Source organism: Pseudarthrobacter sp. MDT1-56, from assembly GCF_059383555.1.
On the sequence record NZ_JBWZCK010000002.1, the window covers coordinates 366,794 to 392,403 of the forward strand.

Annotated in this window: 21 protein-coding genes and 1 pseudogene; 8 read left to right on the plus strand and 14 right to left on the minus strand. The window is 67.3% G+C overall.

Going from position 1 to position 25,610, the window contains the following annotated elements; all coding sequences use genetic code 11:
- Positions 1 to 45: 45 nt before the first annotated feature.
- Positions 46 to 1,827 (minus strand): aspartate--tRNA ligase, encoded by a 1,782-nt coding sequence (aspS, locus tag AC50YC_RS04915; protein WP_494952459.1) that lies wholly within the window; start codon positions 1,825 to 1,827, stop codon positions 46 to 48.
- Between the two features lie 107 nt (positions 1,828 to 1,934).
- On the opposite strand from aspS, the gene AC50YC_RS04920 reads away from it, so the two are divergent.
- Entirely contained in the window at positions 1,935 to 3,239 is a 1,305-nt protein-coding gene (locus tag AC50YC_RS04920) for an APC family permease (RefSeq protein ID WP_494952460.1), read from the plus strand.
- Here the strand turns inward: AC50YC_RS04920 and hisS are convergent.
- Positions 3,236 to 4,603, minus strand: coding sequence for a histidine--tRNA ligase (gene hisS, locus AC50YC_RS04925; RefSeq protein WP_494952461.1), 1,368 nt, complete (start codon positions 4,601 to 4,603; stop codon positions 3,236 to 3,238). The genes AC50YC_RS04920 and hisS overlap by 4 nt on opposite strands.
- Positions 4,604 to 4,861: 258 nt before the next feature.
- On the opposite strand from hisS, the gene AC50YC_RS04930 reads away from it, so the two are divergent.
- The 3 genes from AC50YC_RS04930 to AC50YC_RS04940 all read left to right on the plus strand — a co-directional run bounded on the left by AC50YC_RS04930 (position 4,862) and on the right by AC50YC_RS04940 (position 8,136).
- Positions 4,862 to 5,662 (plus strand): peptidylprolyl isomerase, encoded by an 801-nt coding sequence (locus AC50YC_RS04930; protein WP_494952462.1) that lies wholly within the window; start codon positions 4,862 to 4,864, stop codon positions 5,660 to 5,662.
- Between the two features lie 61 nt (positions 5,663 to 5,723).
- A complete protein-coding gene (locus AC50YC_RS04935; RefSeq protein WP_494952463.1) occupies positions 5,724 to 7,412 on the plus strand; it encodes a DUF349 domain-containing protein in 1,689 nt (562 codons plus the stop codon).
- Between the two features lie 184 nt (positions 7,413 to 7,596).
- Positions 7,597 to 8,136, plus strand: coding sequence for a hypothetical protein (locus AC50YC_RS04940; RefSeq protein WP_494952464.1), 540 nt, complete (start codon positions 7,597 to 7,599; stop codon positions 8,134 to 8,136).
- A 28-nt stretch (positions 8,137 to 8,164) separates the two neighbouring features.
- On the opposite strand, the gene AC50YC_RS04945 is transcribed toward AC50YC_RS04940, so the two are convergent.
- From AC50YC_RS04945 to pdxT, 9 genes are all read right to left on the minus strand, one after another.
- Entirely contained in the window at positions 8,165 to 10,558 is a 2,394-nt protein-coding gene (locus tag AC50YC_RS04945) for a RelA/SpoT family protein (protein WP_494952465.1), read from the minus strand.
- Between the two features lie 172 nt (positions 10,559 to 10,730).
- Positions 10,731 to 11,753, minus strand: coding sequence for a protein translocase subunit SecF (gene secF / locus AC50YC_RS04950; RefSeq protein ID WP_494952466.1), 1,023 nt, complete (start codon positions 11,751 to 11,753; stop codon positions 10,731 to 10,733).
- Positions 11,754 to 13,520, minus strand: coding sequence for a protein translocase subunit SecD (gene secD, locus AC50YC_RS04955; protein ID WP_494952467.1), 1,767 nt, complete (start codon positions 13,518 to 13,520; stop codon positions 11,754 to 11,756).
- 106 nt (positions 13,521 to 13,626) lie between these two features.
- A complete protein-coding gene (gene yajC, locus AC50YC_RS04960; RefSeq protein ID WP_494952499.1) occupies positions 13,627 to 14,034 on the minus strand; it encodes a preprotein translocase subunit YajC in 408 nt (135 codons plus the stop codon).
- Positions 14,035 to 14,268: 234 nt separating this feature from the next.
- Positions 14,269 to 15,381, minus strand: coding sequence for a Holliday junction branch migration DNA helicase RuvB (gene ruvB, locus AC50YC_RS04965; RefSeq protein ID WP_494952468.1), 1,113 nt, complete (start codon positions 15,379 to 15,381; stop codon positions 14,269 to 14,271).
- Positions 15,374 to 16,021, minus strand: coding sequence for a Holliday junction branch migration protein RuvA (gene ruvA, locus AC50YC_RS04970; protein ID WP_494952469.1), 648 nt, complete (start codon positions 16,019 to 16,021; stop codon positions 15,374 to 15,376). Before ruvA ends, ruvB begins: the two co-directional genes overlap by 8 nt.
- 106 nt (positions 16,022 to 16,127) lie before the next feature.
- Positions 16,128 to 16,706 carry a crossover junction endodeoxyribonuclease RuvC gene (gene ruvC / locus AC50YC_RS04975; protein WP_494952470.1) on the minus strand — a complete coding sequence of 193 codons (579 nt, stop codon included), beginning with the start codon at positions 16,704 to 16,706 and terminating at the stop codon, positions 16,128 to 16,130.
- Positions 16,703 to 17,458 carry a YebC/PmpR family DNA-binding transcriptional regulator gene (locus tag AC50YC_RS04980; RefSeq protein WP_354170872.1) on the minus strand — a complete coding sequence of 252 codons (756 nt, stop codon included), beginning with the start codon at positions 17,456 to 17,458 and terminating at the stop codon, positions 16,703 to 16,705. Before AC50YC_RS04980 ends, ruvC begins: the two co-directional genes overlap by 4 nt.
- 3 nt (positions 17,459 to 17,461) lie before the next feature.
- Positions 17,462 to 18,163, minus strand: coding sequence for a pyridoxal 5'-phosphate synthase glutaminase subunit PdxT (gene pdxT / locus AC50YC_RS04985; RefSeq protein ID WP_494952471.1), 702 nt, complete (start codon positions 18,161 to 18,163; stop codon positions 17,462 to 17,464).
- Between the two features lie 81 nt (positions 18,164 to 18,244).
- Here pdxT and AC50YC_RS04990 point away from each other — a divergent pair, with 81 nt between their 5' ends.
- The 3 genes from AC50YC_RS04990 to AC50YC_RS05000 all read left to right on the plus strand — a co-directional run bounded on the left by AC50YC_RS04990 (position 18,245) and on the right by AC50YC_RS05000 (position 20,992).
- Complete coding sequence (locus AC50YC_RS04990) at positions 18,245 to 19,564, plus strand: Mur ligase family protein (RefSeq protein WP_494952472.1); 1,320 nt, start codon at positions 18,245 to 18,247, stop codon at positions 19,562 to 19,564.
- Entirely contained in the window at positions 19,561 to 20,376 is an 816-nt protein-coding gene (locus AC50YC_RS04995) for a type 1 glutamine amidotransferase (protein WP_494952473.1), read from the plus strand. Before AC50YC_RS04990 ends, AC50YC_RS04995 begins: the two co-directional genes overlap by 4 nt.
- 118 nt (positions 20,377 to 20,494) lie before the next feature.
- A complete protein-coding gene (locus tag AC50YC_RS05000; RefSeq protein WP_494952474.1) occupies positions 20,495 to 20,992 on the plus strand; it encodes a GNAT family N-acetyltransferase in 498 nt (165 codons plus the stop codon).
- Between the two features lie 19 nt (positions 20,993 to 21,011).
- Here the strand turns inward: AC50YC_RS05000 and AC50YC_RS05005 are convergent, their stop codons facing one another.
- Complete coding sequence (locus tag AC50YC_RS05005; RefSeq protein WP_494952475.1) at positions 21,012 to 21,848, minus strand: alpha/beta fold hydrolase; 837 nt, start codon at positions 21,846 to 21,848, stop codon at positions 21,012 to 21,014.
- Positions 21,849 to 21,871: 23 nt separating this feature from the next.
- Positions 21,872 to 23,170, minus strand: coding sequence for a CapA family protein (locus tag AC50YC_RS05010; RefSeq protein WP_494952476.1), 1,299 nt, complete (start codon positions 23,168 to 23,170; stop codon positions 21,872 to 21,874).
- An 82-nt stretch (positions 23,171 to 23,252) separates the two neighbouring features.
- On the opposite strand from AC50YC_RS05010, the gene AC50YC_RS05015 reads away from it, so the two are divergent.
- Complete coding sequence (locus AC50YC_RS05015) at positions 23,253 to 25,265, plus strand: M3 family metallopeptidase (RefSeq protein ID WP_494952477.1); 2,013 nt, start codon at positions 23,253 to 23,255, stop codon at positions 25,263 to 25,265.
- Between the two features lie 151 nt (positions 25,266 to 25,416).
- On the opposite strand, the pseudogene AC50YC_RS05020 reads toward AC50YC_RS05015, so the two are convergent.
- Positions 25,417 to 25,610 (minus strand): annotated as a pseudogene (locus AC50YC_RS05020) (pyridoxal 5'-phosphate synthase lyase subunit PdxS); the annotation flags it as partial.

Sequence of the window (25,610 nt, forward strand, 5' to 3'; positions counted from 1 at the left end):
GGCTCCCCGGTTGCCCGGAGAGCCTTTGCTGCTGATCAGGTCAGCCTACTTGGTGCCGTCAGCCTTCTTGGCTTCCGGCTTGAAGTCCACGCCGGCTTCCTTGCGCTGCTGCGCCGTGATCGGAGCCGGAGCCTGGGTCAGCGGGTCGAAGCCGCCGCCGGACTTCGGGAAGGCGATGACGTCGCGGATGGACTCCACTCCGGCCAGCAGGGCGACCACACGGTCCCAGCCGAACGCGATGCCGCCGTGGGGAGGAGCGCCGAACTTGAAGCCCTCGAGCAGGAAGCCGAACTTGGTCTGCGCATCCGCCTTGTCCAGGCCCATCAGCTCGAAGACCCGTTCCTGCACCTCGCTCTGGTGGATACGGATGGAGCCGCCGCCGATTTCGTTGCCGTTGCAGACGATGTCGTAGGCATAGGACAGCGCGGATTCGGGATCCTTGTCGAAGCTGTCCATGAACTCGGGCTTGGGCGACGTGAACGCGTGGTGCACGGCGGTCCACTGCCCGGCGCCGACGGCGACGTCACCGGATGCGACGGCCGCTGCGGCCGGCTCGAACATCGGGGCGTCGACCACCCAGCAGAATGCCCAGTCGCTCGGGTTGATGAGCCCGGTGCGGTGGCCGATCTCCACGCGGGCGGCGCCCAGCAGGGCGCGGGACGGTGACTTGTCCCCGGCGGCGAAGAAGATGCAGTCGCCCGGCTTGGCGCCAACGGCCTCGGCCAGGCCGGCGCGCTCAGTGTCGGTCAGGTTCTTGGCCACGGGGCCGGCGAGCTCGCCGTCTTCCTTGTACAGGACGTAGGCCAGGCCCTTCGCGCCGCGCTGCTTGGCCCATTCCTGCCAGGCATCGAGCGCACGGCGGGCCTGGGAGGCCCCGCCCGGCATCACGACGGCACCGACGTAGGGCGCCTTGAAGACCCCGAAGTTGGTGTCCTTGAAGAACTCGGTCAGCTCGGTGAGTTCCAGGCCGAAGCGCAGGTCCGGCTTGTCCGAACCGTAGCGGGCCATCGCATCGTGGTAGGTGATGCGCTGGATCGGCGTCGGGATCTCGACGTCGATCAGCTTCCACAGTGCCTTGACGATGCTTTCGCCGAGCCGGATGATGTCGTCCTGCTCGACGAAGCTGGCTTCGATGTCGAGCTGGGTGAACTCCGGCTGGCGGTCCGCGCGGAAGTCCTCATCGCGGTAGCAGCGGGCGATCTGGTAGTACTTTTCGAAGCCGCCGACCTGCAGGAGCTGCTTGAACAGCTGCGGGGACTGCGGCAGCGCGTACCAGGAACCCGGCGCCAGGCGTGCGGGTACCACGAAGTCGCGGGCGCCTTCCGGCGTCGAACGCGTCAGCGTCGGGGTTTCGATCTCGACATAGCCGTCCTGGTGGAGCAGTTCGCGGGCCACGCGGTTGGCTTCGGAGCGCAGGCGCATGTTGCGGGCGGGGCCGGGGCGGCGCAGGTCCAGGTAGCGGTGCTTGAGGCGGGCTTCCTCGCCGACTTCGACGTGCTCGTCGATCTGGAACGGCAGCGGCTCGGAGGTGTTGAGGACGGTGACCTTCTCAGCCATGACCTCGATCTCGCCGGTGGCCAGCGCCGGGTTCTCGTTGCCCTCGGGGCGGCGGGAGACGGTACCGGTAACCTGCAGCACGTACTCGTTGCGCAGCCCGTGGAAGACTTCCTCTTCACGGACGACCACCTGGGACACCCCCGAAGCGTCGCGCAGGTCCACGAAGGCGACACCACCGTGGTCACGACGCCGGCCGACCCAGCCGGCGAGGGTTACGGTTTGTCCAATGTGCTCGGAGCGAAGGGATCCGAGGTCATGTGTGCGCAGCACAGCACGCCTTTCTGAAGAAGACAGAGGGAAATCAGAACTCATGTTCAATAGGATCGCTACTGGAACGATCCCGTTCGAGTTTACCCGCTGGAAAGGCCCCTCCCGCCATGGCAAGCCGCCATCAGAGCACCCCCTCCCCTGACCCGCGCACACCCGGGCAGCTGCAGCGCCGCCTCGGTGTTCTGGATTCGACGGCGATCGGGCTCGGCTCCATGCTCGGCGCCGGCGTGTTTGTGGTCTTCGCGCCCGCCGCAGCCCTGGCCGGTCCCCTGCTGGCCGCCGCGGTGGCCCTGGCCGGTGTGATCGCGTACTGCAATGCGGTGGCGTCGGCCCAGCTGGCCGCCCAGTACCCGTCCAGCGGCGGCACCTATGTTTACGGGCGGAAGCGGCTGGGCGAATGGCCGGGCTTCATCGCCGGCTGGGGCTTCGTGACCGGCAAGACCGCCTCCTGCGCGGCGATGGCCCTCACGTTCGGCCACTATGTGGCACCGGAATACGCGACGCCGCTGGCGGTGGCCGCCGTCGTGGTGCTGACCGGCGTGAACCTGCTCGGGATCACCCGGACGGCGCTGCTGACCCGGATCCTGCTGGGCGTGGTCCTCGCCACCCTTGCGTTCGTGGCGGCCGCAGCGATTCTGGGGCCGCATGCTGCACCTGGCGGTGACGGCGGCGCTGCCGGTGCAGCCGGCGCCGCGGCGGGCGGCTGGGGGGTGCTGCCCGCGGCCGGGCTGATGTTCTTTGCCTTCGCCGGGTATGCGCGGATCGCGACGCTGGGCGAAGAGGTCAAGGATCCCGCCCGCACCATTCCGCGGGCCATTCTCGCGGCGCTGGCCGCGGCCTTCGTCATCTATCTCGGGCTGGCGTTGCTGCTGCAGTGGTACCTGCCGGCGGAGCAGCTGGCCGGGTCGACGGCGCCGCTGCTCGACGCCGTCACCAGCTCGCAGCTCAGTGCAGGGGCCCCGTTCGTGCAGGCGGGCGCGGCAGCCGCGTGCCTCGGCGCGCTGCTGGCACTGATCACGGGAGTGGGCCGGACCGCGATGGCGATGGCGCGGGAACGTGACCTGCCGTCCCCGCTGGCCCGGGTGGGCGGCGCGCACTCGGTCCCGTTCCTCGCCGAGCTGACCGTCGCGGCCGCCGTCATCGCGCTGCTGCTGACCACCAATGTGCTGACCGTTGTGGGCTTCTCCAGCTTCGGCGTGCTGGTCTACTACTCGGTGACCAATGCCGCCGCCTTCACCTTGGCCGCGCGTCCCTGGCATGCGCCGCGCTGGCTCAACGCGCTGGGCTTCCTCGGCTGCCTGCTGCTGGCCGTGACCCTGCCGCCCGCCTCGGTGCTGGGCATGGCGGCAGTGCTGGCCGTCGGCGTGGCCGGGCGCTTCCTGGTGCTGCGGCGCCGGAAAGCGGCCGCCTAGGCTTTCAGGACCCGGACGTGCAGGTCCTCCGCGGCCGGAGCCCAGGTGGCCGGATCGGCGTCGACCTGTTCGCCGGAGCGGATGTCCTTGACCTGGTGCTTGCCGTCGTCGTCGGTGAACCAGACGAAGGGGATGCCGCGGCGGTCCGCGAATTTGATCTGCTTGCCGAACTTCTCGGCCTTGGCCGCAACCTCGGTGGCGATCCCGCGGCTGCGCAGCTCCGCGGCGACGTCCTGCGCCGCGCCCCAGCTGTCATCGCTGTTGAGCGCCACCAGCACGACGGTCGGCACGGACCGGGTTGCCTGGGCGAGTTCCTGGCTGAGGATCCGGGAGACCAGCCGGGTCACGCCGATGGAAAGGCCGACGCCGGGGAACTTGCGGTTCCCCTTGCTGGCGAGGGCGTCGTAGCGTCCGCCGGAGCAGATCGATCCGAGCTGTTCGTGGCCCACCAGGACAGTTTCCACCACGGTGCCGGTGTAGTAGTCCAGGCCGCGGGCGATGCTGAGATCGGCGACAACCTTGCCGGGCGCGCGCTGAACGGCAGCGGCGATGACCTGCTCCAGTTCGGCCAGGCCCTCCTCGAGCAGTTCGTTGCTGACGCCGAGAGCGCGGACCTGCTCCACGAAGGAGGTGTCCCCGGTGCGGATCGAGGCCAGTTTGAGGGCGGACTGGGCCTGCCCGTCGGTGGCTCCGAGCTCGGACTTCAGCAGGTCGGCCACCTTGGCCGGGCCGATCTTCTCGAGCTTGTCGATGCTGCGCAGCACACCGGCGGTGTCGGTGAGTCCAATGCCGTTGTAGAAGCCCTCGGCCAGCTTCCGGTTGTTGATCCGGAGCAGGAAAGCCGGGATCGGCAGGGCACTCAGGGCCTCTGCGATGACCAGTGCAATCTCGACGTCGTAACGGAACGGCAGTTCGCCGTCGCCCACAATGTCGATGTCGGCCTGGGTGAACTCGCGGGCACGGCCTTCCTGCGGACGCTCCCCGCGCCAGACTTTCTGAATCTGGTAGCGGCGGAACGGGAAGGCGAGGTAGCCGGCGTTCTCGACGACGTACCGGGCGAACGGCACGGTGAGGTCGTAGTGCAGGGCCAAGGCGTGCGGATCGCCCTTGGGTGACTTGGCGGCGCCTGTTGCAGTGCCTGTGGCGCTGTCGTCGTCGTCCTGGAGCCGGCTCAGTCCGTAGACCTCTTTGTCGATCTCGCCCTTGCGCAGGAGCTGCCCGACCGTCTCCACCGCGCGGGTTTCAATGGAGGAAAAACCGTGGAGTTCGAAGACCCTGCGCAGCGTGTCCAGCACATGCAGCTCCACCAGCCGCTCCTCGGGAAGCCACTCGGGGAATCCGGACAGGGAGGCGGTGCGTGCCATGGTGGATTTTCTCCTCAGGTAAAACCGGCCGGAGTCTCCTGCGCCGCGTTGCGGCCTAAACGGGCCGTCCGAAACGGGGATCAGATGGGCGGCAGACAGGCCGGTCATGCATAAACTGTGTGCGGCAGTCAGTTTATGCGTTCCGCGCCCGCAACTTCCAATGCGGCCGGATCCGCCCCGACTGCCGGCAGCTTTACCGCTGAACACGCGACGGCGCCACCGCGCTGCCCGGTTTCGGCCCGACACCCAGGAGGACTTTTGGCGTCCAGTTCACGGAGCGCCCGCGATGCCAAGCGGCGCGTCCAGCAAATGGAGGCGAAGCGCGAGCTGCGCAAGGAGCAGGACAAGCGCCGCAAGCGCGACAACGTCCTGGCCATTGGCGCAGGCACGGCCGCGGTCGCCGTTGCTCTGGTGCTGCAGCTGACCGTCTTCTCCTCCAATCCCACCGAGGACGAGTACGCCGCCGCCCAGGCCGGGCTGACCACTCCCACGGCCACACCGTCGGCCTCCCCCAGCAACGCCGACAACATCCCGAAGCCTGAAACGGCTGCAGGCCAGACCTTCACCGGGGAACTCAAGCTCAACAGCGGCACGCTCGGCGTGGAACTGGACGGCACCAACGCGCCCCAGGCAGCCGCCGTCTTCAAGTCCCTCGCGGACCAGAACTTCTACGCCGGGCTCAACTGCCACCGGCTGACCACGGCCGAGACGTTCGGCGTGCTGCAGTGCGGTTCCAAGGCCGGCGACGGCAGCAGCGATCCGAGCTTTACCTGGGGCCCGCTGGAGAACACCCCGCAGGACAACAGCTACCCGGCCGGAACCATCGCCGTCGCCAGGAGTGGCGGGAACGCCTACGGGAACGGCACGCAGTTCTTCATTGTGTACAAGGACACCGTCATCCCGGCCGACGCCGCGGGTGGCTACACCGTGGTGGGGAAGGTGACCTCGGGACTGGAGGTGGTGGCCAATATTGCGGCCGCCGGACTAAAACCGGGTGATAACGCCTCAGACGGCGCCCCTGCGGAACCAGTCACGATAGACTCGTTCTCTCTGAAGTAACCAGCCGTTGCCCTTGTGGCCCCGGCCCCGGTATTTCCCTCCAAGCGAAAGACTTCTAGCGGTGACAGACAGTCAGAAATCCGACGAAACAGTGTCAGCAGCAGCTGCCAACGAGACCGAAGCTGAGGCTAAGTTCGTAGAACACAGCACAGCACACGGCACAGCACAGGCGACAGACACTCCCACCAGCACGGGGCCGGAGACGGCCCCCGAGCCCGAGGTTGAAGCCCCTACGGCCGAAGCCGGGGACGCAGCTGAGGCTGCTGAGGCGCCCGCCGCTGAAGCTGCTGCAACTCCTCAGGCTCCTGCCGCGGAAGAAGCTCCTGGCGCGGAAGCTGCGCCGGAGGCCCCCGCCGCCGCTGAGGCCGCCGAAACTCCTGAGGCTCCCGCCGCGCCGCGTCCCGCGCCGTCACCGGCAGCGTTCGCCGCCCGGCCTAAGGCGAAGCCCTCCCCGGCAGCTCCCGCAGCCGCCCCGGCCACCGTGTCCTCTGCCGCTTCGCTCGCCGAAGCCGCGCGCTGGGGCCGTGTCGAGGGCGACGGCCACGTGTTCCTGACTGTCGACGGCGAGGAACATCCCGTTGGCCAGTACCCCGGCGTCAGCGATGACGAGGCCCTGGGCTACTTCGCCCGGAAGTACGACGACGTCGTGGCGCAGATTGTCCTGCTGGAACAGCGTGTGAGCTCCAAGGCGCCCGCCACGGACATGCAGAAGACCGTCACCCACCTGCGCGAGCAGCTGGCCGAGCGCAACATGGTGGGCGACCTTCGCTCCGCCGAGGCCCGCCTGGACACTCTTGCCACGCAGATCTCCGAGCTTGAGAAGGCCGAGAAGGCCGAGCACGACGCCGTCCGCGCCGCCGAGCTCGCCGCCCGCGAGGCGATTGTGGCCGAGGCTGAAGAGATCGCGGGCCACGATCCGGCCCAGATCCAGTGGAAAACCTCAAGCGCCCGGATGAACGAACTGTTCGAGAGCTGGAAGACCGCGCAGAAGAGCGGTGTCCGGCTCGGACGCAGCAACGAGGACGCCCTCTGGAAGCGCTTCCGTGCCGCACGTACCGTCTTTGACCGGCACCGGCGGGCGTACTTCTCCCAGCTGGACAGCACCAACTCGGCAGCCAAGGCCGCCAAGGAGAAGCTGATCACCGAGGCCGAGGCCCTGTCGACCTCGACGGACTGGGGCTTTGCCGCCGGTGAATACCGCCGGCTGATGGACCAGTGGAAGGCGTCGCCGCGCGCCAGCCGCAAGGACGACGACGCACTCTGGGCCCGGTTCCGTGCCGCCCAGGATGTCTTCTTCACCCACCGCCAGGCAGCCAACGACGAGATCGACCAGGAATACGGCGCCAACCTGGTGGTCAAGGAGGCCCTGCTGGTCGAAGCCAACGAGCTGCTTCCGATCAAGGACCTCGCCGCCACCAAGAAGGCGCTCCAGTCCATCCGTGACCGCTGGGAAGAAGCCGGCAAGGTTCCCCGCGCCGACATGGGGCGCGTCGAAGCCGGGCTGCGGAAGATCGAAGACGCCGTCCGCCATGCCGAGGATGAGAACTGGAAGCGCTCCAACCCGGAGACGAAGGCACGCACCAACAGCGCGCTCACGCAGCTGGAGTCTGCCATCGCCGGGCTCAGGGATGACCTGGCCAAGGCCGAGAAGGCCGGCGACGATCGCAAAATCAAGGCCGCCAAGGAAGCCCTCGAGGCCCGTGAGGCCTGGCTGGAACAGCTCGAGAAGTCAGCAAGCGAGCTCTCCTAGCAGCAAGCAGCCCGGCGCCCGGCTTTTTTGAAGCACGTTGCAGCAGGCCCCGCACCGGTTATCCACATGACCGGATCGGGGCCTGTTTGCTTGGCCGGGGAGCCGACAGGATGGCTGAATGGTCATTCTTCACGGCCCTCCATCGCCTGACCCGCCACCATCCGAGCTGTACTCTCCGGGGGCATTGTTCTCCTGGCCCGAGCTCCAGGCGATGGCGTCCGACGGCGTGCTGACGCAGCTGTACCAGCGCGGCTATCTGCCGCCGGGCACGCGGCCCACTCCGCAGCTCCGCGCCCGCGCGGCGTCTGTCCTCATTAGTCCTGGCATCCGCCAGCGGGTCGTCGCTGGCAGGATGACGGCGGCCTGGATCTATGGCTGCGCCCCTGAACCGGACCGGCTCGCCTTGCTGGTGGATGCCAACCGGCGGATTTCCAGTCTGCGGTCCACCAGGGGCTGCACTTTCCATGAGGGGCGCCTGGGCCCGTTCGACGTCGTGAGCCTGGGCGGGCTGATGGTCTCCAGCCCGCTGCGGACCTCAGTGGACATCGCACTGCATGTCGAACCCGGGCGGGCCCTGCCGGCCCTGCAGGCACTCCTGGCCAAGCCCGAGCTGGGGCTACGGCTGCGGCTTCTTGTCCACGCCGTTGAAGCCACCCCCAGGATGCCGTACAGGCAGGCGGCCCTGTCAAAGCTCGAAGAGTTACAGGCCGGCCCGGCGCCCTAGCGTCGGATCACCGGCAGTTAAACGAGCCTCAACTGCGCCGCCGGTTGCCGGTGGTGCGGTAGACGTCGAAGACGCCGTCGATGCGGCGGACGGCGCTCAGGACGTGGCTCAGGTACTTGGGGTCGCCCATCTCGAAGGCGAATTTGGAGATGGCCACCCGGTCCGTGGACGTATGCACGCTGGCCGCCAGGATGTTGACGTGGTTCTCCGACAGGATTCTGGTCACATCCGAGAGCAGCGACTTGCGGTCGAGGGCTTCGACCTGGATTTCGACCAGGAAGACGCTTGACTGCGTGGGAGCCCACTCGACCTCGACGATCCGGTCAGGTTGCTCCAGGAGGCCGCTGACGTTGGTGCAGTCCGTCCGGTGCACGGAGACGCCGGAGCCGCGGGTGACGAAGCCCAGGATCGGGTCCGGCGGTACCGGGGTGCAGCAACGGGCGAGTTTGACCCAGACGTCGTCCACCCCGCGCACCACGACGCCCGAATCGGAGTACCGCGTTTTGGTGACCTGGGTGGGAATGGAAATCTCGGTGAGGTCGTCCTCGGGCGTGTCATTGCCGCCGAGGCTCTCCACCAGGCGTTCCATAACGGACTGGGCGGAGGTATGCCCGTCCCCCACGCCTGCGTAGAGCCCGGAGATGTCGACGTATTTGAAGTCCTCGGCGATTGCGGCGAGGGCGTCGTGCGTCATCAGGCGCTGCAGCGGGAGGTTCTGCTTGCGCATCGCCTTGGTCAGCAGTTCCTTGCCACGGTCGATCGACTCTTCGCGGCGTTCCTTGCTGAACCACTGCCTGATCTTGTTGCGGGCCCGGGCGCTCTTGACGAAGTGCTGCCAGTCCTGGCTGGGCCCGGCACCCTCGGCCTTGGAGGTGAAGATTTCGACCCAGTCGCCGTGGTTCAGTTCGCTGTTGAGCGGGACGAGCTTGCCGTTGACGCGGGCGCCGATGGTCCGGTGTCCCACCTCGGTGTGGACGGCATAGGCGAAGTCCACGGGCGTGGAGCCGGCGGGCAGCGCCATGACCTCGCCCTTGGGGGTGAAGACGAAGACTTCGCGGGCGTTGATTTCAAAACGCAGGGAGTCCAGGAACTCGCCGGGATCGGAGGTTTCCTGCTGCCAGTCCACGAGTGACCGGAGCCAGCCCATGTCGCCGTCGCGCGGGCTTCCGGGCCCTTCGGCCGCCCGGTTCGGCTGATCCTTGTACTTCCAGTGCGCGGCGACGCCGTATTCGGCGCGGCGGTGCATCTCGTGGGTGCGGATCTGGATCTCCACAGGCTTGCCGCCCGGGCCGATCACCGTGGTGTGCAGCGACTGGTACATGTTGAACTTGGGCATCGCGATGTAGTCCTTGAACCGCCCCGGCAGGGGGTTCCAGCGCGAATGCATGGCACCCAGGGCCGCGTAACAGTCCCGGACGGAGTCGACCAGGACGCGGACGCCCATCAGGTCATTGATGTCGTCGAAGTCCTTGTCCCGGACGATCATCTTCTGGTAGATCGAGTAGTAGTGCTTCGGCCGGCCCGTGATGGTGGCCTTGATTTTGGCCTCGCGCAGGTCTTCGGTGATCTGGTTCCGGATGACGGAGAGGTTCTTCTCCCGCTCGGGGGTCCGGTCCCCCACCATGCGCACGATCTCCTCATAGACCTTGGGGTAGAGGGCCGCAAAGGAAAGGTCTTCCAGTTCCCACTTGATCGTGTTCATGCCGAGCCGGTGCGCCAGCGGGGCGAAAATTTCCAGCGTTTCCCGGGCCTTGCGTGCCGAGGACTCGGCCGAAACGAAACGCCAGGTCCTGGCGTTGTGCAGCCGGTCCGCCAGCTTGATCATCAGGACGCGGATGTCCTTGGCCATGGCCACGACCATCTTGCGCACGGTCTCAGACTGCGCTGCCTCGCCGAAACTGACCTTGTCCAGCTTGGTGACACCGTCGACCAGCATGGCGACTTCCGGCCCGAACTCGGCCTTCAGGTCCTCCAGCGTGTACGAGGTGTCCTCGACGGTGTCGTGCAGCAGCGCCGCCGCCAGCGTGGTCCCGCTGAGCCCCAGCTCCGCCAGAATGGTCGCCACCGCCACGGGATGGGTGATGTAGGGATCGCCACTCTTACGCTTCTGTCCCCGGTGGCAGCGCTCCGCCACGACGAAGGCACGCTGGATGAGGTCGAAGTCCTCTTTGGGGTTGTTGGCGCGCACGGTGCGCAGCAGCGGCTCGAGAATGGGGGAATAGGCGGGGACTCCGCGCCCGGTCAGGCGGGCAAGCCGGGAACGGGTGCGTTCGCGGCGGCCGGGGAACGTGGGGCGTGCGCCCGAGCTGTCCACGGGGACCAGCGGATCGGCGCGTCCGGCAGCCACCACACCAGTCTGCGAACCCTGGCCTGGAGCCTTATCCGCCGGCGCTGATGGCACCGACGTCGCACGTTCTTCCAATGGAGCACCTCTCCGAACCCGTTAATTCTTCCAGTCTATTCCCGCAGCAGGATACTTCGATAACCGGCGGCGATACGGCGACGGGCCGGAGAGCGTCACGAATGACGTTCTCCGGCCCGTGGGGACCACCGGAAGACCCCCGGTGGTGACCGGTCCGGCAGGACCGTGGCGGCTACGCGGTGGCCGGCTCCGCCGGGGAGTCGGTCTTGGCGGCAGCGTGGGCGCGGCGATGGTGCACGCGCTCGGCCTGCTTGACCAGTTCCGGTTCGCCCTGGCGCAGCCAGGCGTAGAGCGGCGCGGCGATGAAAATCGTGGCAGCCGTGCCGATCAGGATCCCGACAAACAGTGCCAGGGAGAGGTCCCGCAGCGTTCCGGCGCCCAGCAGTCCGGCACCGATGAAGAGGATGGCGCCGACCGGGAGGATCGCCACCATCATGGTGTTGATGGAGCGGACCAGGGTCTGGTTGACGGCCAGGTTGACTTCCTCGCCGAAGGTCCGACGGGTAGAGGCCTGCAGGTCCGCGGTGTTCTCACGGATCTTGTCGAAGACCACCACCGTGTCGTACAGCGAGTAGCTCAGCACGGTCAGGAAGCCGATGATGGCCGACGGCGTGACTTCGAAATCGCTCAGTGCATAGACGCCGGCGGTGATGAACATCGTCACGAGCATGCCCACGATGGCCGAGAGAGACATCTTCCAGGTCCGGAAGTACAGCGCCATCAGCACGGCGGCGAGTCCGACGAAGATCGCCAGGCCCAGCAGGGCCTGCTTGGTGACGTCAGCGCCCCACGTGGGGCCGATGAAAGTTGATGTCACCTCGTTGTCGGTTACGCCGTAGACCTCGGTGAGGCTCGCCTTGATCTGGAGCGTCTCATCTTCCGTGAGTTTGTCCGTCTGGATCCGCATCGTGTTGCCGGCGACGTTCGCCACTCGGGGGACGCTGCCGGGGACAACGTCCTCCACAGCCTTTTCGCCGATGGCTGCGTCGGTGGTTTTCACGTTGGAGACGGTGAATTCCGAACCACCGCGGAATTCGATGCCGAGGTTGAAGCCGCCCTTGACGACCGGCAGCAGGATCGACAGCGCCACGAGGACGCCCGCGATCAGGAACCAGATCTTCTTGGATCCCACGAAGTCGTAGGAACGTTTGCCCGTGTAGAGCTCATTGCCAAAATTGGCGAAACTGGTGGCCATTTAGTTGCCCTCCTTGGACGTGCTCTTGGAGGAGCCAGCAAGCTGTTCCTGTCGTTCCGCGAGGCGTCGTTCTGCAATGGTCATCCGGCGTTCGGCCTCAGCCGTGGCGCCGGTGTTCTTGGCGCGGAGCGCGGCAACTGCAGCCGGCTTGTCCGCGGGAGTGCGGAACCGGCCCGCGCCCCGGTACAAGGGAACGGCGCCGAGGCTCTTCGGGTCCAGTCCGGAGAGCGGATGGCCTTCACCGAAGAACTTGGTGCGGGCCAGCAGCTGCAGGGTCGGGTGGGTGAACATAAAGACCACGATGAGGTCGGCAATGGCCGTCAGGCCGAGCGTGAACGCGAAGCCGCGGACGTTGCCCACTGCCACGAAGTACAGCACGAGGGCGGCCAGAAGGTTGACTGCCTTGGATGCCAGGACGGTGCGCTTGGCGCGCCTCCAGCCGTTCTCGACGGCCGAGACGAGGCCGCGGCCTTCACGGAGCTCATCGCGGATACGTTCGAAGTAGACGATGAACGAGTCCGCGGTCTGGCCGATGGCCACGATGATGCCTGCGACGCCGGCCAGGGACAACCGGTAGTTCTCGGTCCAGCCGAGGATCGCGATGGCCAGGTACGTCAGCGCTCCGGCCACCACGAGGGAGGCGACGGTGACCAGGCCCAGTGCCCGGTACTGGATCAGTGAGTAAACCACCACCAGCAGCAGGCCGATCAGGCCGGCAAGCATACCCATCCGCAGCTGCTCACCACCGAGGGTGGCAGAAATCTGCTGTTCGCTCTGGATCTCGAAGCTGATCGGCAGGGCGCCGAAGCGGAGCTGGTCGGAGAGGGCCTTCGCGGACTCCTCGGTGAAGCCGCCGGTGATCTGCGGACGGCCATCGGTGATGACGGCGAGGGACCGCGGAGCGGAAATGACCTGGTCGTCGAGGACGATCGCGAACTGGGACTTCGGATCCGAGCCGCTCTGGCCGCCGCCGGCGATGTAGAACTGGTACAGCCGCTCGGTGACTTCCTTGAACTTGGCGGTGCCCTCGTCGTTGAACTGGATGTTGACAGCCCACTCGTTGGTCACGGCGCCCTGGGCACCGCGCTGCAACTGGAAGGAGGAACCCGCAATGTCTGCGCCCTTGACCTCAACCGGGCCAAGGATGTACTTGATCGCCGGCGAGTTGGCGGTGGCCGGTTCGCAGGTGACCAGCGGCTGGGTCGGGTCGGAGCGTTCCTGCTTGTCCTGCGAGGGGTTGTCACAGTCGAGCGTCTCGAACTTCTTGTAAATTTCGGGAGTGACCCAGTTCACGTCGCTGCCGTTGGTGGGCTCAGCGGTGGGCTGGGGCAGCTGGTCGTCCGGGGTCAGTGACTCCGCGGGGACAGCTGCGCCCGGACCAGCTTGGAGGACGGGCCGGAAGTTCATGTCGGCGGACGCCTGGATCAGCGCCCGGGTTTCCTTGGACGGTGTGCCCGGCAGGCTGACGACGACGTTGCGCCCGGACTGCGTGCTGATTTCAGCTTCCGCGACACCGGAGCCGTCCACGCGCTGACGGATGATCGCCACGGCCTGGTTGAGCTGTTCTTCGTTGATGTCCGAACCGCCCTCAACCTTGGGCGCCAGGATCATCTGGGTGCCGCCTTCAAGGTCCAGGGCGAGCTTTGGAGCCCAGCTCGCCTGGCCGGCCATGGTGCCGCCTGCCAGGACGGCGGTCAGGACGGCGAGGATAACGCCGAGCCAGACCAGCACCCTGAGGGCTGAGTTTTTGGGGCCAGTTCGTGCCATTGTCGATCTTTCTATTATTTACGGAGGAAACCGCCGGGCGGCCCGGTCGGGCCGCTCCGGCGGTGGCCCGCAGCCGTTACTTCGCGGGATAGCTCAAACAGGCAGACTAGCTGTCTTTTTTACCTTCGTCGTTGAGGCGGCGCAGGGTTTCTTCCGGCGTCTCGTCGCGCGGGGCGTCGTTGACGGGGGCGGCGCTGTCGGCCTTGTCGATGGTCAGCGAGGAGGCATCGTTGGGAACGACGGCGGGCTCCTCAGCGGCGACAACCGGTTCGACGATCTTGGTGACGGCCTGGCGGTGAACGGTGGCGGTGTTACCCGGGGACAGTTCCAGCAGGACCTTGTTCTCTTCGTCGTCGATCTCGACGATCCGGCCGTACAGGCCGAAGCTCGTCATGACCTCGACACCCGGGGCGAACTTCGACTGGAGCTGCGCCTGCTGCTGCTGGGTCTTCTTGTTGCGGCGGAACATCATAAAGACGAAGACGCCGAGCATGGCGAACAACAGGATGGTCATGATGTCGATACCGCCGCCGGCCTGCGGCTGGGTCTGGGCAGAAATAAGTCCGAACACAGGAATAGTTCCGTTCTGTACTTGCGTAGCTGGTTTTACAGCAACGTCCGCTTCGCTCCGGGCTGGCTGCGAATCATGCCCAGCCGACGGCGGCCAGGTGCTGGCCGCGCACAGAAACAAAGACCCGAACGTGCCGAGCGTCATTCCAGTCTAAAGGGAAAAGGTTACGGAGCGGTGCTATTGACTATTACGGATCCATTCCGGATCAGCGTCCTGGCCAAGCCCGTCCGGCACGTCCGGGGTGTCGTCCTCTGCACGGAAGAGCTCGAGCGGGTCCTGGGCGAAGATCCCGGACGGCACCGCGAAGCCGAGGTGTGTCCAGGCCGGGGCGAGCGCGATGCGCCCCCGCGGGGTGCGTCCCAGCAGTCCCTCGCGGACGAGGTATGGCTCGGCGACGGTTTCCACCGTTTCGGTCTCTTCGCCGACGGCGATGGCCAGGGTGGACAGGCCCACGGGCCCTCCGCCGAATTTGGTGATGAGAGCCTCCAGGACGGCACGGTCGAGACGGTCCAGTCCCCGCTTATCGACCTCGTACATGTCCAGCGCCGCGGAGGCGGCGCGTGCGTCGATCTGCTCGATGCCGTGCACCAGTGCCCAGTCGCGGACCCGGCGCAGGAGCCGGTTGGCGATGCGGGGCGTGCCGCGGGAACGGCCCGCGATTTCGCTGAAGCCGGCGGAGTTGACCTTGAGGTCCAGGAGGCCGGCGGAGCGCCGGAGCACGAGCTCCAGTTCGGCTACGGAGTAGAACTCGAGGTGGCCGGTGAAGCCGAAGCGGTCCCGGAGCGGGCCGGGCAGCAGGCCGGCGCGGGTGGTGGCCCCCACCAGGGTGAAGGGCGGGAGTTCCAGCGGGATGGCGGTGGCGCCGGCACCTTTGCCGACGACGATGTCGACCCGGAAGTCTTCCATCGCCATGTAGAGCATCTCCTCGGCCGGCCGGGACATCCGGTGGATCTCGTCGAGGAAAAGCACTTCACCTTCGGAGAGTGAGGACAGGATGGCCGCCAGGTCCCCGGCATGCTGGATGGCCGGGCCGCTGCTGATCCGCAGCGGGGCGTTCATCTCGGCTGCGATGATCATGGACAGCGTGGTTTTCCCCAGCCCGGGAGGGCCGGAAAGCAGGACGTGGTCAGCGCTGCGGCCGCGCATGCGCGAGGCCTCCAGGACCAGGGAGAGCTGCTTGCGGACCCGGTGCTGGCCGACGAAGTCGTGCAGGTTCTTGGGCCTGAGGGCGGCTTCGATGACCCGCTCCTCCGGCTCCTCTCCCCCGGCGACAATCGACGGCTCAGCCACGGGCGCCTACCCTGTTCCCGGCGCGGGCGCCGTCCTGGCCCAGCCAGCGGAGGGTGGCGCGCAGGATCTCGGCGACGTTGCCCTTCTCGGCCAGTTCGGGGGAATCAGCCAGGGATTTGTCGATGCTGGCGGTGGCGTCCTTCTCGGACCAGCCAAGACTCGTCATGGCTGCAACGACCTGCGGCTTCCAGACCGTTTCGGAGGACTCCGCCGGGGCCGTGGCGCCGGTGGCGGTGCCGTGCGGCACGAGTTTTCCGGCGAGTTCCAGCACGATCCGGCCGGCGACCTTGGGGCCGATGCCGGGCACCTTCGTGAATTCCTTGCCGTCGCCGGAGTGCGCGGCGACGCGGATGGCTTCGGGCTCGTGCACGGCCAGGACGGCCAGCGCCAGCCGGGGGCCGACGCCGCTGACGCTGAGCAGGACATCGAAGACTTCGCGTTCGTCGTCGCTGCCGAATCCGAACAGGGTGAGGGAGTCCTCGCGGACGATCAGGGAGGTGAAGAGTTTCCCCTCCTCGCCGGCACGGAGCCTGCTGAGGGTCTGCGGCGTGGCGTTCACGCTCATGCCGGCGCCGTTGAGGTCGATCACGGCGGAGGACAGGCCGACGTGCGCTACGGTTCCGCGGAGAAAACTGATCAAAGCCGGGCTCCTGAAAATTCAGCTGAAAGATAGAACCGGGAAGACCCGGCTATCCGAACATATCTACGAATACCCTATCAAGGGCTGGGACCGGACAGCCGGACATTCAGCGTGAACGGCGCGCTTTGGCTTCCGCGTCTGCCCAGGCCCGCTGGGCCGGGGTCAGGGAGAGGCTGCCCGGTCCCGTGGTGGCGACCGCGGCTCCGCTGCCGGCCCGCCAGGCGTGGGTGATGGCCAGCGCGAGGGCGTCGGCGGCGTCCGCCGGCCGGGGCGGGGCGTCGAGCCGGAGGATTTTGGTGACCAGCTTCGTGACCGCCTCCTTGTTGGAGGTTCCGCTGCCGGTGACGGCGGCCTTCACCTCGGACGGGGTGTGCAGGGCCACCGGAATGCCGCGGCGTGCGGCAGCGGCGATCACGACGCCGGAGGCCTGTGCGACCCCCATTACGGTGCTGACATTGAGCTGCGAGAAGACGCGTTCGACGGCGAGGACGTGGGGTTCGTACTGGTCGAGCCACTCGTCGATGGAGGTGGCGATGACCAGCAGGCGCTGGTCCAGGCTCTCCTCCGGGGAGGTTCCGACGACGCCGAACGCCACCAAGGTGGCGCGGCGGTTCTTTTCGACGTCCACGACGCCGATCCCGCAGCGGGTGAGGCCCGGATCGACGCCGAGGACGCGGAGGGTCACTCGGATTCCAGTGCGGCCTGCACTTCGTCGCTGAGGTCGGCATTGCTGTAGACGTTCTGGACGTCGTCGAGTTCCTCGAGGGCATCGACGAGCTTCATGAACTTCTTGGCAGCGTCGAGATCCAGCGGGACCTGCATGGACGGGACGAACTCGGCCTCGTCGGTGTCGTATTCCATACCGGCTTCCTTGAGCGCATCGCGGATGGCCTGCAGGTCGGTCGGTTCGGAGTGGATCTCGAAGCTGTCGCCGTTGTCCTTGACTTCCTCGGCGCCGGCGTCGAGGACGGCCATCAGGACGTCGTCCTCGGTCAGGCCGTTCTTGGGCAGCGAGACGACGCCCTTGCGGGAGAAGAGGTAGCTGACCGAGCCGGGGTCGGCGATGGTGCCGCCGTTGCGGGAGATAGCGAGCCGGACCTCGGACGCTGCACGGTTCTTGTTGTCCGTGAGGCATTCGATCAGCAGCGCGGAGCCCTGCGGTCCGCGGCATTCGTACATGATCTCGGTGTAGTCCACGACTTCGCCGGTGAGTCCGGCGCCGCGCTTGATGGCGCGGTCGATGTTGTCAGCGGGGACCGAGGTCTTCTTGGCCTTGGTGACGGCGAGTTCCAGGCTCGGGTTGCCGGCGAGGTCCGGGCCGCCCATACGTGCGGCAACTTCGATGTTCTTGATCAGCTTGGCGAACGACTTGGCCCGGCGGCTGTCGAGGATGGCCTTCTTGTGCTTGGTCGTCGCCCATTTGGAGTGGCCTGACATGCTTTACGCTTCTCCTCTGATCATTCGAATAAACAATTCGTGCACGCGCTTCTCCCCCGTCACTTCCGGGTGGAAGGAGGTGGCCAGCAGCTTGCCGGAACGCACAGCAACAATTCTAGCCGTCCCGGCCAGCGCCTCGGGGTGGGATGCCTTGGAAGGTTCCACTATGGCGAGGACTTCCACGCCGGCGCCGACGCGCTCCACCCAGGGTCCGCGGATGAAGACCGCATGGACAGGGGCGACGCCGTCGGCGGTGGCGCTGAAGTCCAGGCCCTTAAAGTCGAGGTCCGTCTCGAAGGACTCGCGCTGCCGGCCGAAGGCGTTCCGGCGCACCGTGATGTCCAGTCCGCCGAAGGTCTGCTGCGGGTTGCCGGCGAGGTCCTTTGCGGGGTCGGCGATCTCCTCCGCGAGGAGAATCATCCCGGCGCAGGAGCCGTAGACAGGCAGCCCGTCTTTGATGCGCTGGCGCAGCGGGTCGCAGAGCCCGAAGGCGCGGGACAGCTTGTCGATGGTGGTCGATTCGCCGCCGGGAATAATGAGTCCGTCGAGGCCGTCGAGCTCGGACGGCCGGCGCACGCCGGTGCCCGTGGCGCCGGCTGCTTCCACCGCGTGCAGGTGTTCGCGGAAGTCGCCCTGAAGTGCCAGGACGCCGATCCGCAGCCCCGTTCCCACACGGGAAGAGGGCGCAGAAGTGGGGTTGGTCATCGGACCAGCATAGTGGCCCGCGCACGTCGCCTGCCGCCGCCCGGCGGGCCTCCATGCCGCCGCTGGGATATATTACAGAGCATGTTTTACTTCAGCGTTCCGCTCGGCAAGCTCGTCCGCCGGGTCACCCGGCTCAGGGGCGGAGGCTCCGCCCTTCCCGGGCTCGTGGTTGAAAAGATAGACCCCGGCTTCATGCGCAGGACCCTGTCCACGCTGCCGCACGGCGTCGCCGTCGTCAGCGGCACGAATGGCAAGACGACCACCACGAAGATGGTGGTCGAACTGCTGGAAAGCCAGGGCATGAAAGTCTTCACGAACCGCACCGGCAGCAACTTCACCCGCGGTGTGGCCGCGGCGCTGCTGGGAGAGGTGGACTGGCGCGGACGGCTGAACGCGGACGTCGCCGTGCTGGAACTGGACGAGGCCCACGCGGTGCACTTCGTCAACCAGGTGCCGCCGCGCTACTGCCTTCTGCTGAACGTCCTGCGGGACCAGCTGGACCGCTTCGGTGAGATCGACAAGACCGCGCAGCTTCTGCAGCACATCGCCTCCAAGACCACCGGTACGGTCGTGCTGAACCGCGAGGACCCGCGCGTCGCGCGAATCGCGGACACGCTCAAAACTGATACCGTCACCGGTCCCGACGTCCTTTACTTCGGCCTCGACGATTCCCTGCTGAGCACCTTCCCGAATGACGACGAGATGCGGGCGGCCCCCGGGAGCCCGGTGCCGCCGGCTCCTGCGAAGCCGCACGCCGACGTCGTGTTGCGCCGGGTGGGTGCGGCGGACGCGGACTTCGAGTACGACGGCGTTACGGCCAGCACCTCCATGAAGCTCCGCGGCGTCTATAACATCTTCAATGCCGCGGCCGCGCTGACCCTGGCGCGGGCCATTGCCGTGGGGGACTCGGTCCCTGGAAAACCGGCTGTAGCGGACAACGAGGGCCTGCTGAAGGCGCTGTCCCAGGTGGCGCCGGCGTTCGGCCGCGGTGAGAGCCTCGTCGTCGACGGCCTGCCGTTGGATCTGGTGCTGGTGAAGAACCCCAGCGGCTTCCGCCTCGGGCTGAAGTCCTTCCCGGCCGCGGGTTACGCCACGATGATCGCGATCAACGACAACTACGCCGACGGCCGGGACATGTCCTGGCTCTGGGACGTCGAGTTCGACACCCTCCGGGAGGGCGGCGTGGACCAGTTGAGCGGCTCCCGCGCCTACGACATGGCGCTCCGCCTGCAGTACGACGACGTCGCGATCGGAGCGGTGAACACCGAGATTGCGCCGGCACTGGCGGCTTTCATCAGCGGCGCCAGGGACAAGCCAAAGCGGGTCTTCTGCACCTACACAGCGATGCTGGCGATCCGCCGCGAGCTGTCCAAAATCACCACAGTGGAGGTGGTCTCATGACCCCCCAGTCCCCCGCCAGCGAATCCGGCCCGTCCAGCGAGTCCACGTTCTCCTTCGGGCACGAGCTTCCGCCCGAGGAATCCCCGGCGCCCGGCAAGGGCACCATCCGGGTCCTGCAGCTGTACCCGCGGGACATGAACATCTACGGCGACTGGGGCAATGCCCTGGTGCTGGCCCAGCGGCTGCGCTGGCACGGGTACACCCCGGAGCTGCTCGAGTACAACGTCGGCGACACGTTCCCCTCGGACATCGACCTGATCGTTGGCGGCGGCGGGCAGGACAGCGGCCAACTCGTCATCCAGGATGACCTGCTCTCTCGCGAGACCGTCCTGAAGGAGCTGGCCGAGGACGGCACCCCGATGCTGGTGATCTGCGGCCTCTACCAGCTGTTCGGGAAGTTCTTCAAGACCCGGACGGGGTCTGTCATCCCGGGAATCGGCATCCTGGACGTGGAGACCCACGGCACCGACGAGCGGCTGATCGGCAACGTATCGGTGTCCTCCCCCGAGTTCGGCACCGTCCTGGGGTACGAGAACCACAGCGGCCAGACAACCCTCGGTCCCGGCGTCTCACCCTTGGGCACCACGGCGAAGGGCACCGGGAACAACAGCAGCGACGGCCAGGAAGGCGCACGCTACCGGAACATCGTGGCGAGCTACCTGCACGGCTCCCTGCTGCCCAAGAACCCGGCGCTGGCGGACTTCCTCATCAGGACCGCCGCCGAACGCAAATACGGCAGCTTCTCCCCCGGCACCCCGGACGACTCCTACGCCGTCCTCGCCCGGGAACACGCCGCCCGCCGCCCGCGCTGACCCCACCTGAGGCGAAATCGCCGGAAAGCGGCACAGTAGCCGGAACGTTCCGGCGACCGGAGCGCGCTTCCCGCGACCTCGGCGGACGGCAGCACATTCTGGAGAGGAGCCGTTCACGATGATCCGGATTGACCGCGACAACCCCGGGCGTGCCGACGTCCAGCAGCTCCTGGTCGAGCACCTCGCGGACATGTTTGCCACCTCGCCCGCCGAGAGCGTGCACGCCCTCGATTCCGCGGCTCTCTCCGGACCGGGCATCACCTTCTGGACCGCACGGGAAAGCGCCGCGGTGCTCGGCTGCGGGGCGCTGAAACAGCTCCAGAAGCGCGAGGGCGAGATCAAGTCCATGCGCACCGCTGCCCACGCACGGGGCCGGGGCATCGCCACCCTCCTGCTGGCCCACATCCTGGCAGAGGCCCGGCTCAACGGCTATGTCCGCCTGTACCTCGAGACCGGAAGCCAGGACTTCTTCGCCCCGGCCCGGCGGCTGTACCAGCGTCACGGATTCAGCATTTGCCCGCCCTTTGCCGACTACGGGGACGACGCGAACAGCGTCTACATGTCCCTTGCCCTGGACCCGGGCCGGCTGCAGGGCCTCGGTCCGCGCCGGGCGTGAGCTAAGTCCCGGCCGCAGGTCAGTTGCGCCCGGCGAACGCCAGCACGTCGTGCGCGATGCGTCCGCTGGAGGCTGCCCGGAGGTGGCCCTTGCCTTCATACCAGATGAGCGTGCAGTCCGGGATCAGCCCGGCCGTTTCCTGGGCGACCTCACGGGGAAAGAACTGGTCGGAGCCTCCGCAGATCAGCAACACGGGCCGCCGTATGAGCGGGAGTACCGCCCGGGAATTAAAGGTCATTTCGCCCTGCACCTCAGTGAGCACGTCCTGGGAGGGGAAATCGGACCCGCTCAGCAGCCGGCGGCTGATCAAGGGCCCGATCAGCCGCCGCAGCCACATCAGGCGCCGGCCCGGCAGTAGATACTCTGCGAAGACCGTCCCGGCGCCGTTCGTGTCTCCGCCTGCGAGGGCCGTGGCCATCCGCGAATCAACGTCCTTGCACCAGTCGCTCAGCTCCGCGGCCGTGACCACCATGGCGATATGGCCGAACGAGCCGGGATGCCGTGCGGCCAGATACTGGGCGATCATCCCGCCAAATGACTCCGCCACAACGACGTCAACGCACCCGCCGAACTCCTCGGCGATGAGCCGTGCGTAGTCGTCCGCCATGTCCGCAATGCTGTGCTCCGGCGGCATGCCCCGGCGCCGGGTGATAATCCAGACGGCGTATCCGGCGTGGAGAAAGGCGTCGAACTGCCGCCGGAACATCCCGCGCAGCATCCCCGTGGGGACCGTGCTCCCGGGACCGCCCTGGATGAAAAGGAGTGTCTTCGGGCCGCTTCCCCAGCTCAGGTAGTCCATGCCGTTGGGGAAGGTCCCGTTCCGGGCTTCCCGGTCCGCCGTCGATACTTTGCCCACGAAAGCCTCCTGCGCCGGCGCGTCTACGGTTCCTTGGTGATGAGCAGTTCGTGGGCGCCGGCGGCCGCGGCCCCCATGGACTCGACCGCGGTCTGGGTGCGCTGGCGGGTAGCCGCGTCAGCCGCGGCCCCGGCGCATGAACCCTGCGGGGCGTCAGAGGCAACCGAGCACCAGCGGTAGGGGCCGCGGACAATCACCGACGGCGCCCAGGCCAGGTCGGAGGCGGTCCAGGTGCCGGCGGTGTCCTGGCTGAACTGGACCCGGACCAGCAGACCCTCGTTGTTCACCACATAGTTCGGCGAGAGTTCGGTGATCCCGTTGCCCAGGCCGTAGGCAATCCAGGTGCCCTTGTACTGCTCGATCGGCAGGACCGAGTGCGAGTGGTGGCCGTAGATCATGGTGAACTGGCCGCTGTCCGCGAGGGCATGGGCGACGCTCTTCTGCTCGGCGTTGGGCACGCTCGAATATTCGTCGCCGGCGTGCATGGCGCCCAGCACGATGTCCGCGCCGAGGTCCCGGGCCTTCTTCGCCTTGGCGACCATGACCTCGGGGTCGAGCATGTCCACCTGCCAGGCCGCTTCCGGGAGCTGTCCGTTGAGCCCGTACGTCGCACTGATCACGGCGATCTTCGCCGCGGCGGTCTGCAGGATCAGGACGCCCTCGGCGTCGGCTTCGCTCCGGTAGGCCCCCGTGTGCTGCAGCCCCGCAGCGTCAAGTGCATCCAGGGTGCGGACCAGCCCGGCGGTGCCGCGGTCAATGGTGTGGTTGCTCGCGGTGGTGCACGCCTGGTAGCCCACCTGCTGGGCGGCTGTGAGGATCTGCGGCGGAACGTTGAAGGAGGGGTACGCGGAGAAAGGCCCGGCCGGGCCGGCCACTGGCGTCTCCTGGTGGCAGATCGCGAGGTCACTCTTCTCGATGTACTTGCGCTGGCCCTCAAGCAGCGGCCCGAAGTCCAGGCCCTTGGCGCCGGTGGCCAGGGCGTCCGCGCGGGCCTGCTCCCAGAGCTGGGCGTGGACCAGCATGTCCCCGGTGACCACTACCGAGGTGCAGCGGACGGCCGCGCAGTCCGGTCCCTTCCCTGGCGTCGGAGTCGCCGAAGGACTTGGAGTGCTCGACGGCGACGCCGCCTGGGTGGTTGCCGGCGTCGTTGCCGGGCTCTGGGCCGCTGCCGGGCCGGAGGAGCTCCCGGCCGCCGACGGGGAGCCTGGGGCAGTGCTTTCGGATTGTGCGCCGATGCCGCAGGAAGCCACGGAGGCCACAAGGGAGAACGCAGCGGCGGCGGCGAGCAAACGGCCGCGCAGCTGGGGGGTGATGGTACGCATGGCGCCCATCCTACGGCGGCAACGGACCCAACACGCGTAGCAAACCGTTGAGACTCGCCCCATTACATGAAAGAGTTATTTCATGACTAATCCCCTGTTGAGCCCCAGCCCCCTGCCGTTCGGTCTGCCGCCGTTCGCGGACATCACGGATGAGCACTACGCCGAAGCCGTGGAAGCCGGTCTCGCCGAGCACCTCGGTGAAATCCAGGCCATCGTGGACACCCCGGAGCCAGCCAGCTTTGAAAACACCGCACTGGCAATGGAGCGGTCCGGGCAGCTCCTACAGCGTGCGGCGGCGTCCTTCTTCACCCTCGTTTCCGCCGACGCCTCGGACCCCATCCGCGACCTCGAGACCATCCTGTCCCCGCGGTTCTCGGCCCACCAGGACGCCGTCTACCTCAACCGGGGACTGTTCGAACGGTTCTCCGCGGTCAACACGGACCAGCTCGACGCCGAGTCCGCCCGGCTGGTGGACGAGTACCTCAAGGAGTTCCGCCAGTCCGGCATCCAGCTCGACGGCGCCGGACAGGAACGGCTCAAGGCCGTCAACGCCGAGCTCTCCCGGCTCGGAACCGAGTTCGGCCAGCGGGTGAAGGAAGCGATGAAGTCCGCTGCGCTGCTGCTCGACGACGCCGCCGAGCTCGCCGGGCTGCCTGCTGACGATGTTGCCAGCGCCGCGGAAGCCGCCCGCACCGCCGGGCACGAGGGCAAGTTCCTGCTGACCCTCATCCAGCCCAGCAACCAGCCCGCCCTCGCTGCCCTCGAAAACCGCGACGTCCGCCGCCGCCTCTTCGAGGCCTCCATCGGCCGCGGCAGCGACGGCAGCGCCCTCGACGTGCTGGACCTGGTCAAGGACCTGGTGAGGCTCCGCGCGGAGAAGGCGGCGCTGCTGGGCTTCACCAACTACGCCGAACTCGTCGTGGACCAGCAGACCGCCCCGGACTTCGCCGCCGTGCAGACCATGATGAACCGGCTCGCACCGGCCGCCGTCCGGAACGCCGACGCCGAGGCCGAAGCGCTGGCCGAAGTCGCCGGCCACCCCCTTGAGGCCTGGGACTGGGCCTATTACTCCGCCAAGGTCAAGCGCGAGCGGTACGCCGTGGACGAGCAGGCCCTGCGCCCCTACTTCGAGCTGGACCGCGTCCTCAACGACGGCGTATTCTTCGCCGCCAACGCGCTCTACGGCATCACCTTCCACGAACGCGCCGACCTCGCCGGCTACCACCCGGACGTGCGCGTCTGGGAAGTCCGCAACCACGACGGCGCTGAGCTTGGCCTGTTCCTGGGCGACTACTACACGCGCGAGTCCAAACGCGGCGGGGCATGGATGAACTCCCTCGTGGAACAGTCCGGACTGCTCAACACCCGGCCCGTGGTGATCAACAACCTCAACATTTCCAAGCCGCCGGCCGGGGAACCCACGCTGCTGACCCTGGACGAGCTCCGCACCACTTTCCACGAGTTCGGCCATGCCCTGCACGGGCTGTTCTCCTCGGTCACCTACCCGCGCTTCTCCGGCACCTCCGTGCCGCGCGACTTCGTGGAGTACCCCTCGCAGGTGAACGAGATGTGGATCATGTGGCCGGAGGTTCTCGCGAACTATGCCCGCCACTACGCCACCGGGGAGGCCCTGCCGCAGGAAGTGGTGGATAAGCTTGACGCTGCGCAGCTCTGGGGCGAGGGCTTCGGCACCACCGAATACCTGGGCGCGGCCCTGCTGGACCTCGCCTGGCACGTGCTGGACGGTTCCGAGGTGCCCGAGGACGTCCTGGAATTCGAGGCCAAGGCGCTGGCCGCGGCCGGCGTCGCCCATCACCTGATCCCGCCGCGCTACCGCACCGGCTACTTCCAGCACATCTTCGCCGGCGCCGGCTATGCCGCGGGCTACTACTCCTACATCTGGAGCGAGGTGCTGGACGCCGAAACGGTCGAATGGTTCAAGGACAACGGCGGCCTCACCCGGGCCAACGGGGACTTCTTCCGCGCCGAGCTACTCTCCCGAGGCCACAGCCGCGACCCGCTGGATTCCTTCCGCGCCTTCCGCGGCCGCGACGCCGAGCTCGAACCCCTCCTCAAGCGCCGCGGCCTTGACTAACCCGCCTCCCCCACCCCATCGGTTGCTCCGTAACCGCCCGTTTGGAGCCCCATAAGGGCAGTTGCGGAGCAGACGATGGGGAAAAGCACGACGCCGGCCGGCCACCTGGGAAAGGTGACCGGCCGGCGTCGTTGTTGTTGCTTTAGTTCAGTTACCAGCCGCGCTCGGCGAGGCGGTGCGGCTGCGGGATTTCGTCCACGTTGATGCCGACCATCGCCTCGCCCAGGCCGCGGGAGGCCTTTGCGATCTCTTCCGGGTCATCGAAGAAGGTGGTGGCCTTCACGACGGCGGCGGCACGCTGGGCCGGGTTGCCGGACTTGAAGATGCCGGAGCCGACGAACACAC

What these genes read in the sequence shown, in the direction of transcription:
- AC50YC_RS04920 (WP_494952460.1), top strand. Translation starts at nt 1,935, where the DNA reads ATGGCAAGCCGCCATCAGAGCACCCCCTCCCCTGACCCGCGCACACCC.
- hisS (WP_494952461.1), bottom strand. Translation starts at nt 4,603, where the DNA reads ATGGCACGCACCGCCTCCCTGTCCGGATTCCCCGAGTGGCTTCCCGAG.
- secF (WP_494952466.1), bottom strand. Translation starts at nt 11,753, where the DNA reads ATGGCCACCAGTTTCGCCAATTTTGGCAATGAGCTCTACACGGGCAAA.
- secD (WP_494952467.1), bottom strand. Translation starts at nt 13,520, where the DNA reads ATGGCACGAACTGGCCCCAAAAACTCAGCCCTCAGGGTGCTGGTCTGG.
- yajC (WP_494952499.1), bottom strand. Translation starts at nt 14,034, where the DNA reads ATGACCATCCTGTTGTTCGCCATGCTCGGCGTCTTCGTCTTTATGATG.
- AC50YC_RS04980 (WP_354170872.1), bottom strand. Translation starts at nt 17,458, where the DNA reads ATGTCAGGCCACTCCAAATGGGCGACGACCAAGCACAAGAAGGCCATC.
- pdxT (WP_494952471.1), bottom strand. Translation starts at nt 18,163, where the DNA reads ATGACCAACCCCACTTCTGCGCCCTCTTCCCGTGTGGGAACGGGGCTG.
- AC50YC_RS04990 (WP_494952472.1), top strand. Translation starts at nt 18,245, where the DNA reads ATGTTTTACTTCAGCGTTCCGCTCGGCAAGCTCGTCCGCCGGGTCACC.
- AC50YC_RS04995 (WP_494952473.1), top strand. Translation starts at nt 19,561, where the DNA reads ATGACCCCCCAGTCCCCCGCCAGCGAATCCGGCCCGTCCAGCGAGTCC.
- AC50YC_RS05000 (WP_494952474.1), top strand. Translation starts at nt 20,495, where the DNA reads ATGATCCGGATTGACCGCGACAACCCCGGGCGTGCCGACGTCCAGCAG.
- AC50YC_RS05010 (WP_494952476.1), bottom strand. Translation starts at nt 23,170, where the DNA reads ATGCGTACCATCACCCCCCAGCTGCGCGGCCGTTTGCTCGCCGCCGCC.
- AC50YC_RS05015 (WP_494952477.1), top strand. Translation starts at nt 23,253, where the DNA reads ATGACTAATCCCCTGTTGAGCCCCAGCCCCCTGCCGTTCGGTCTGCCG.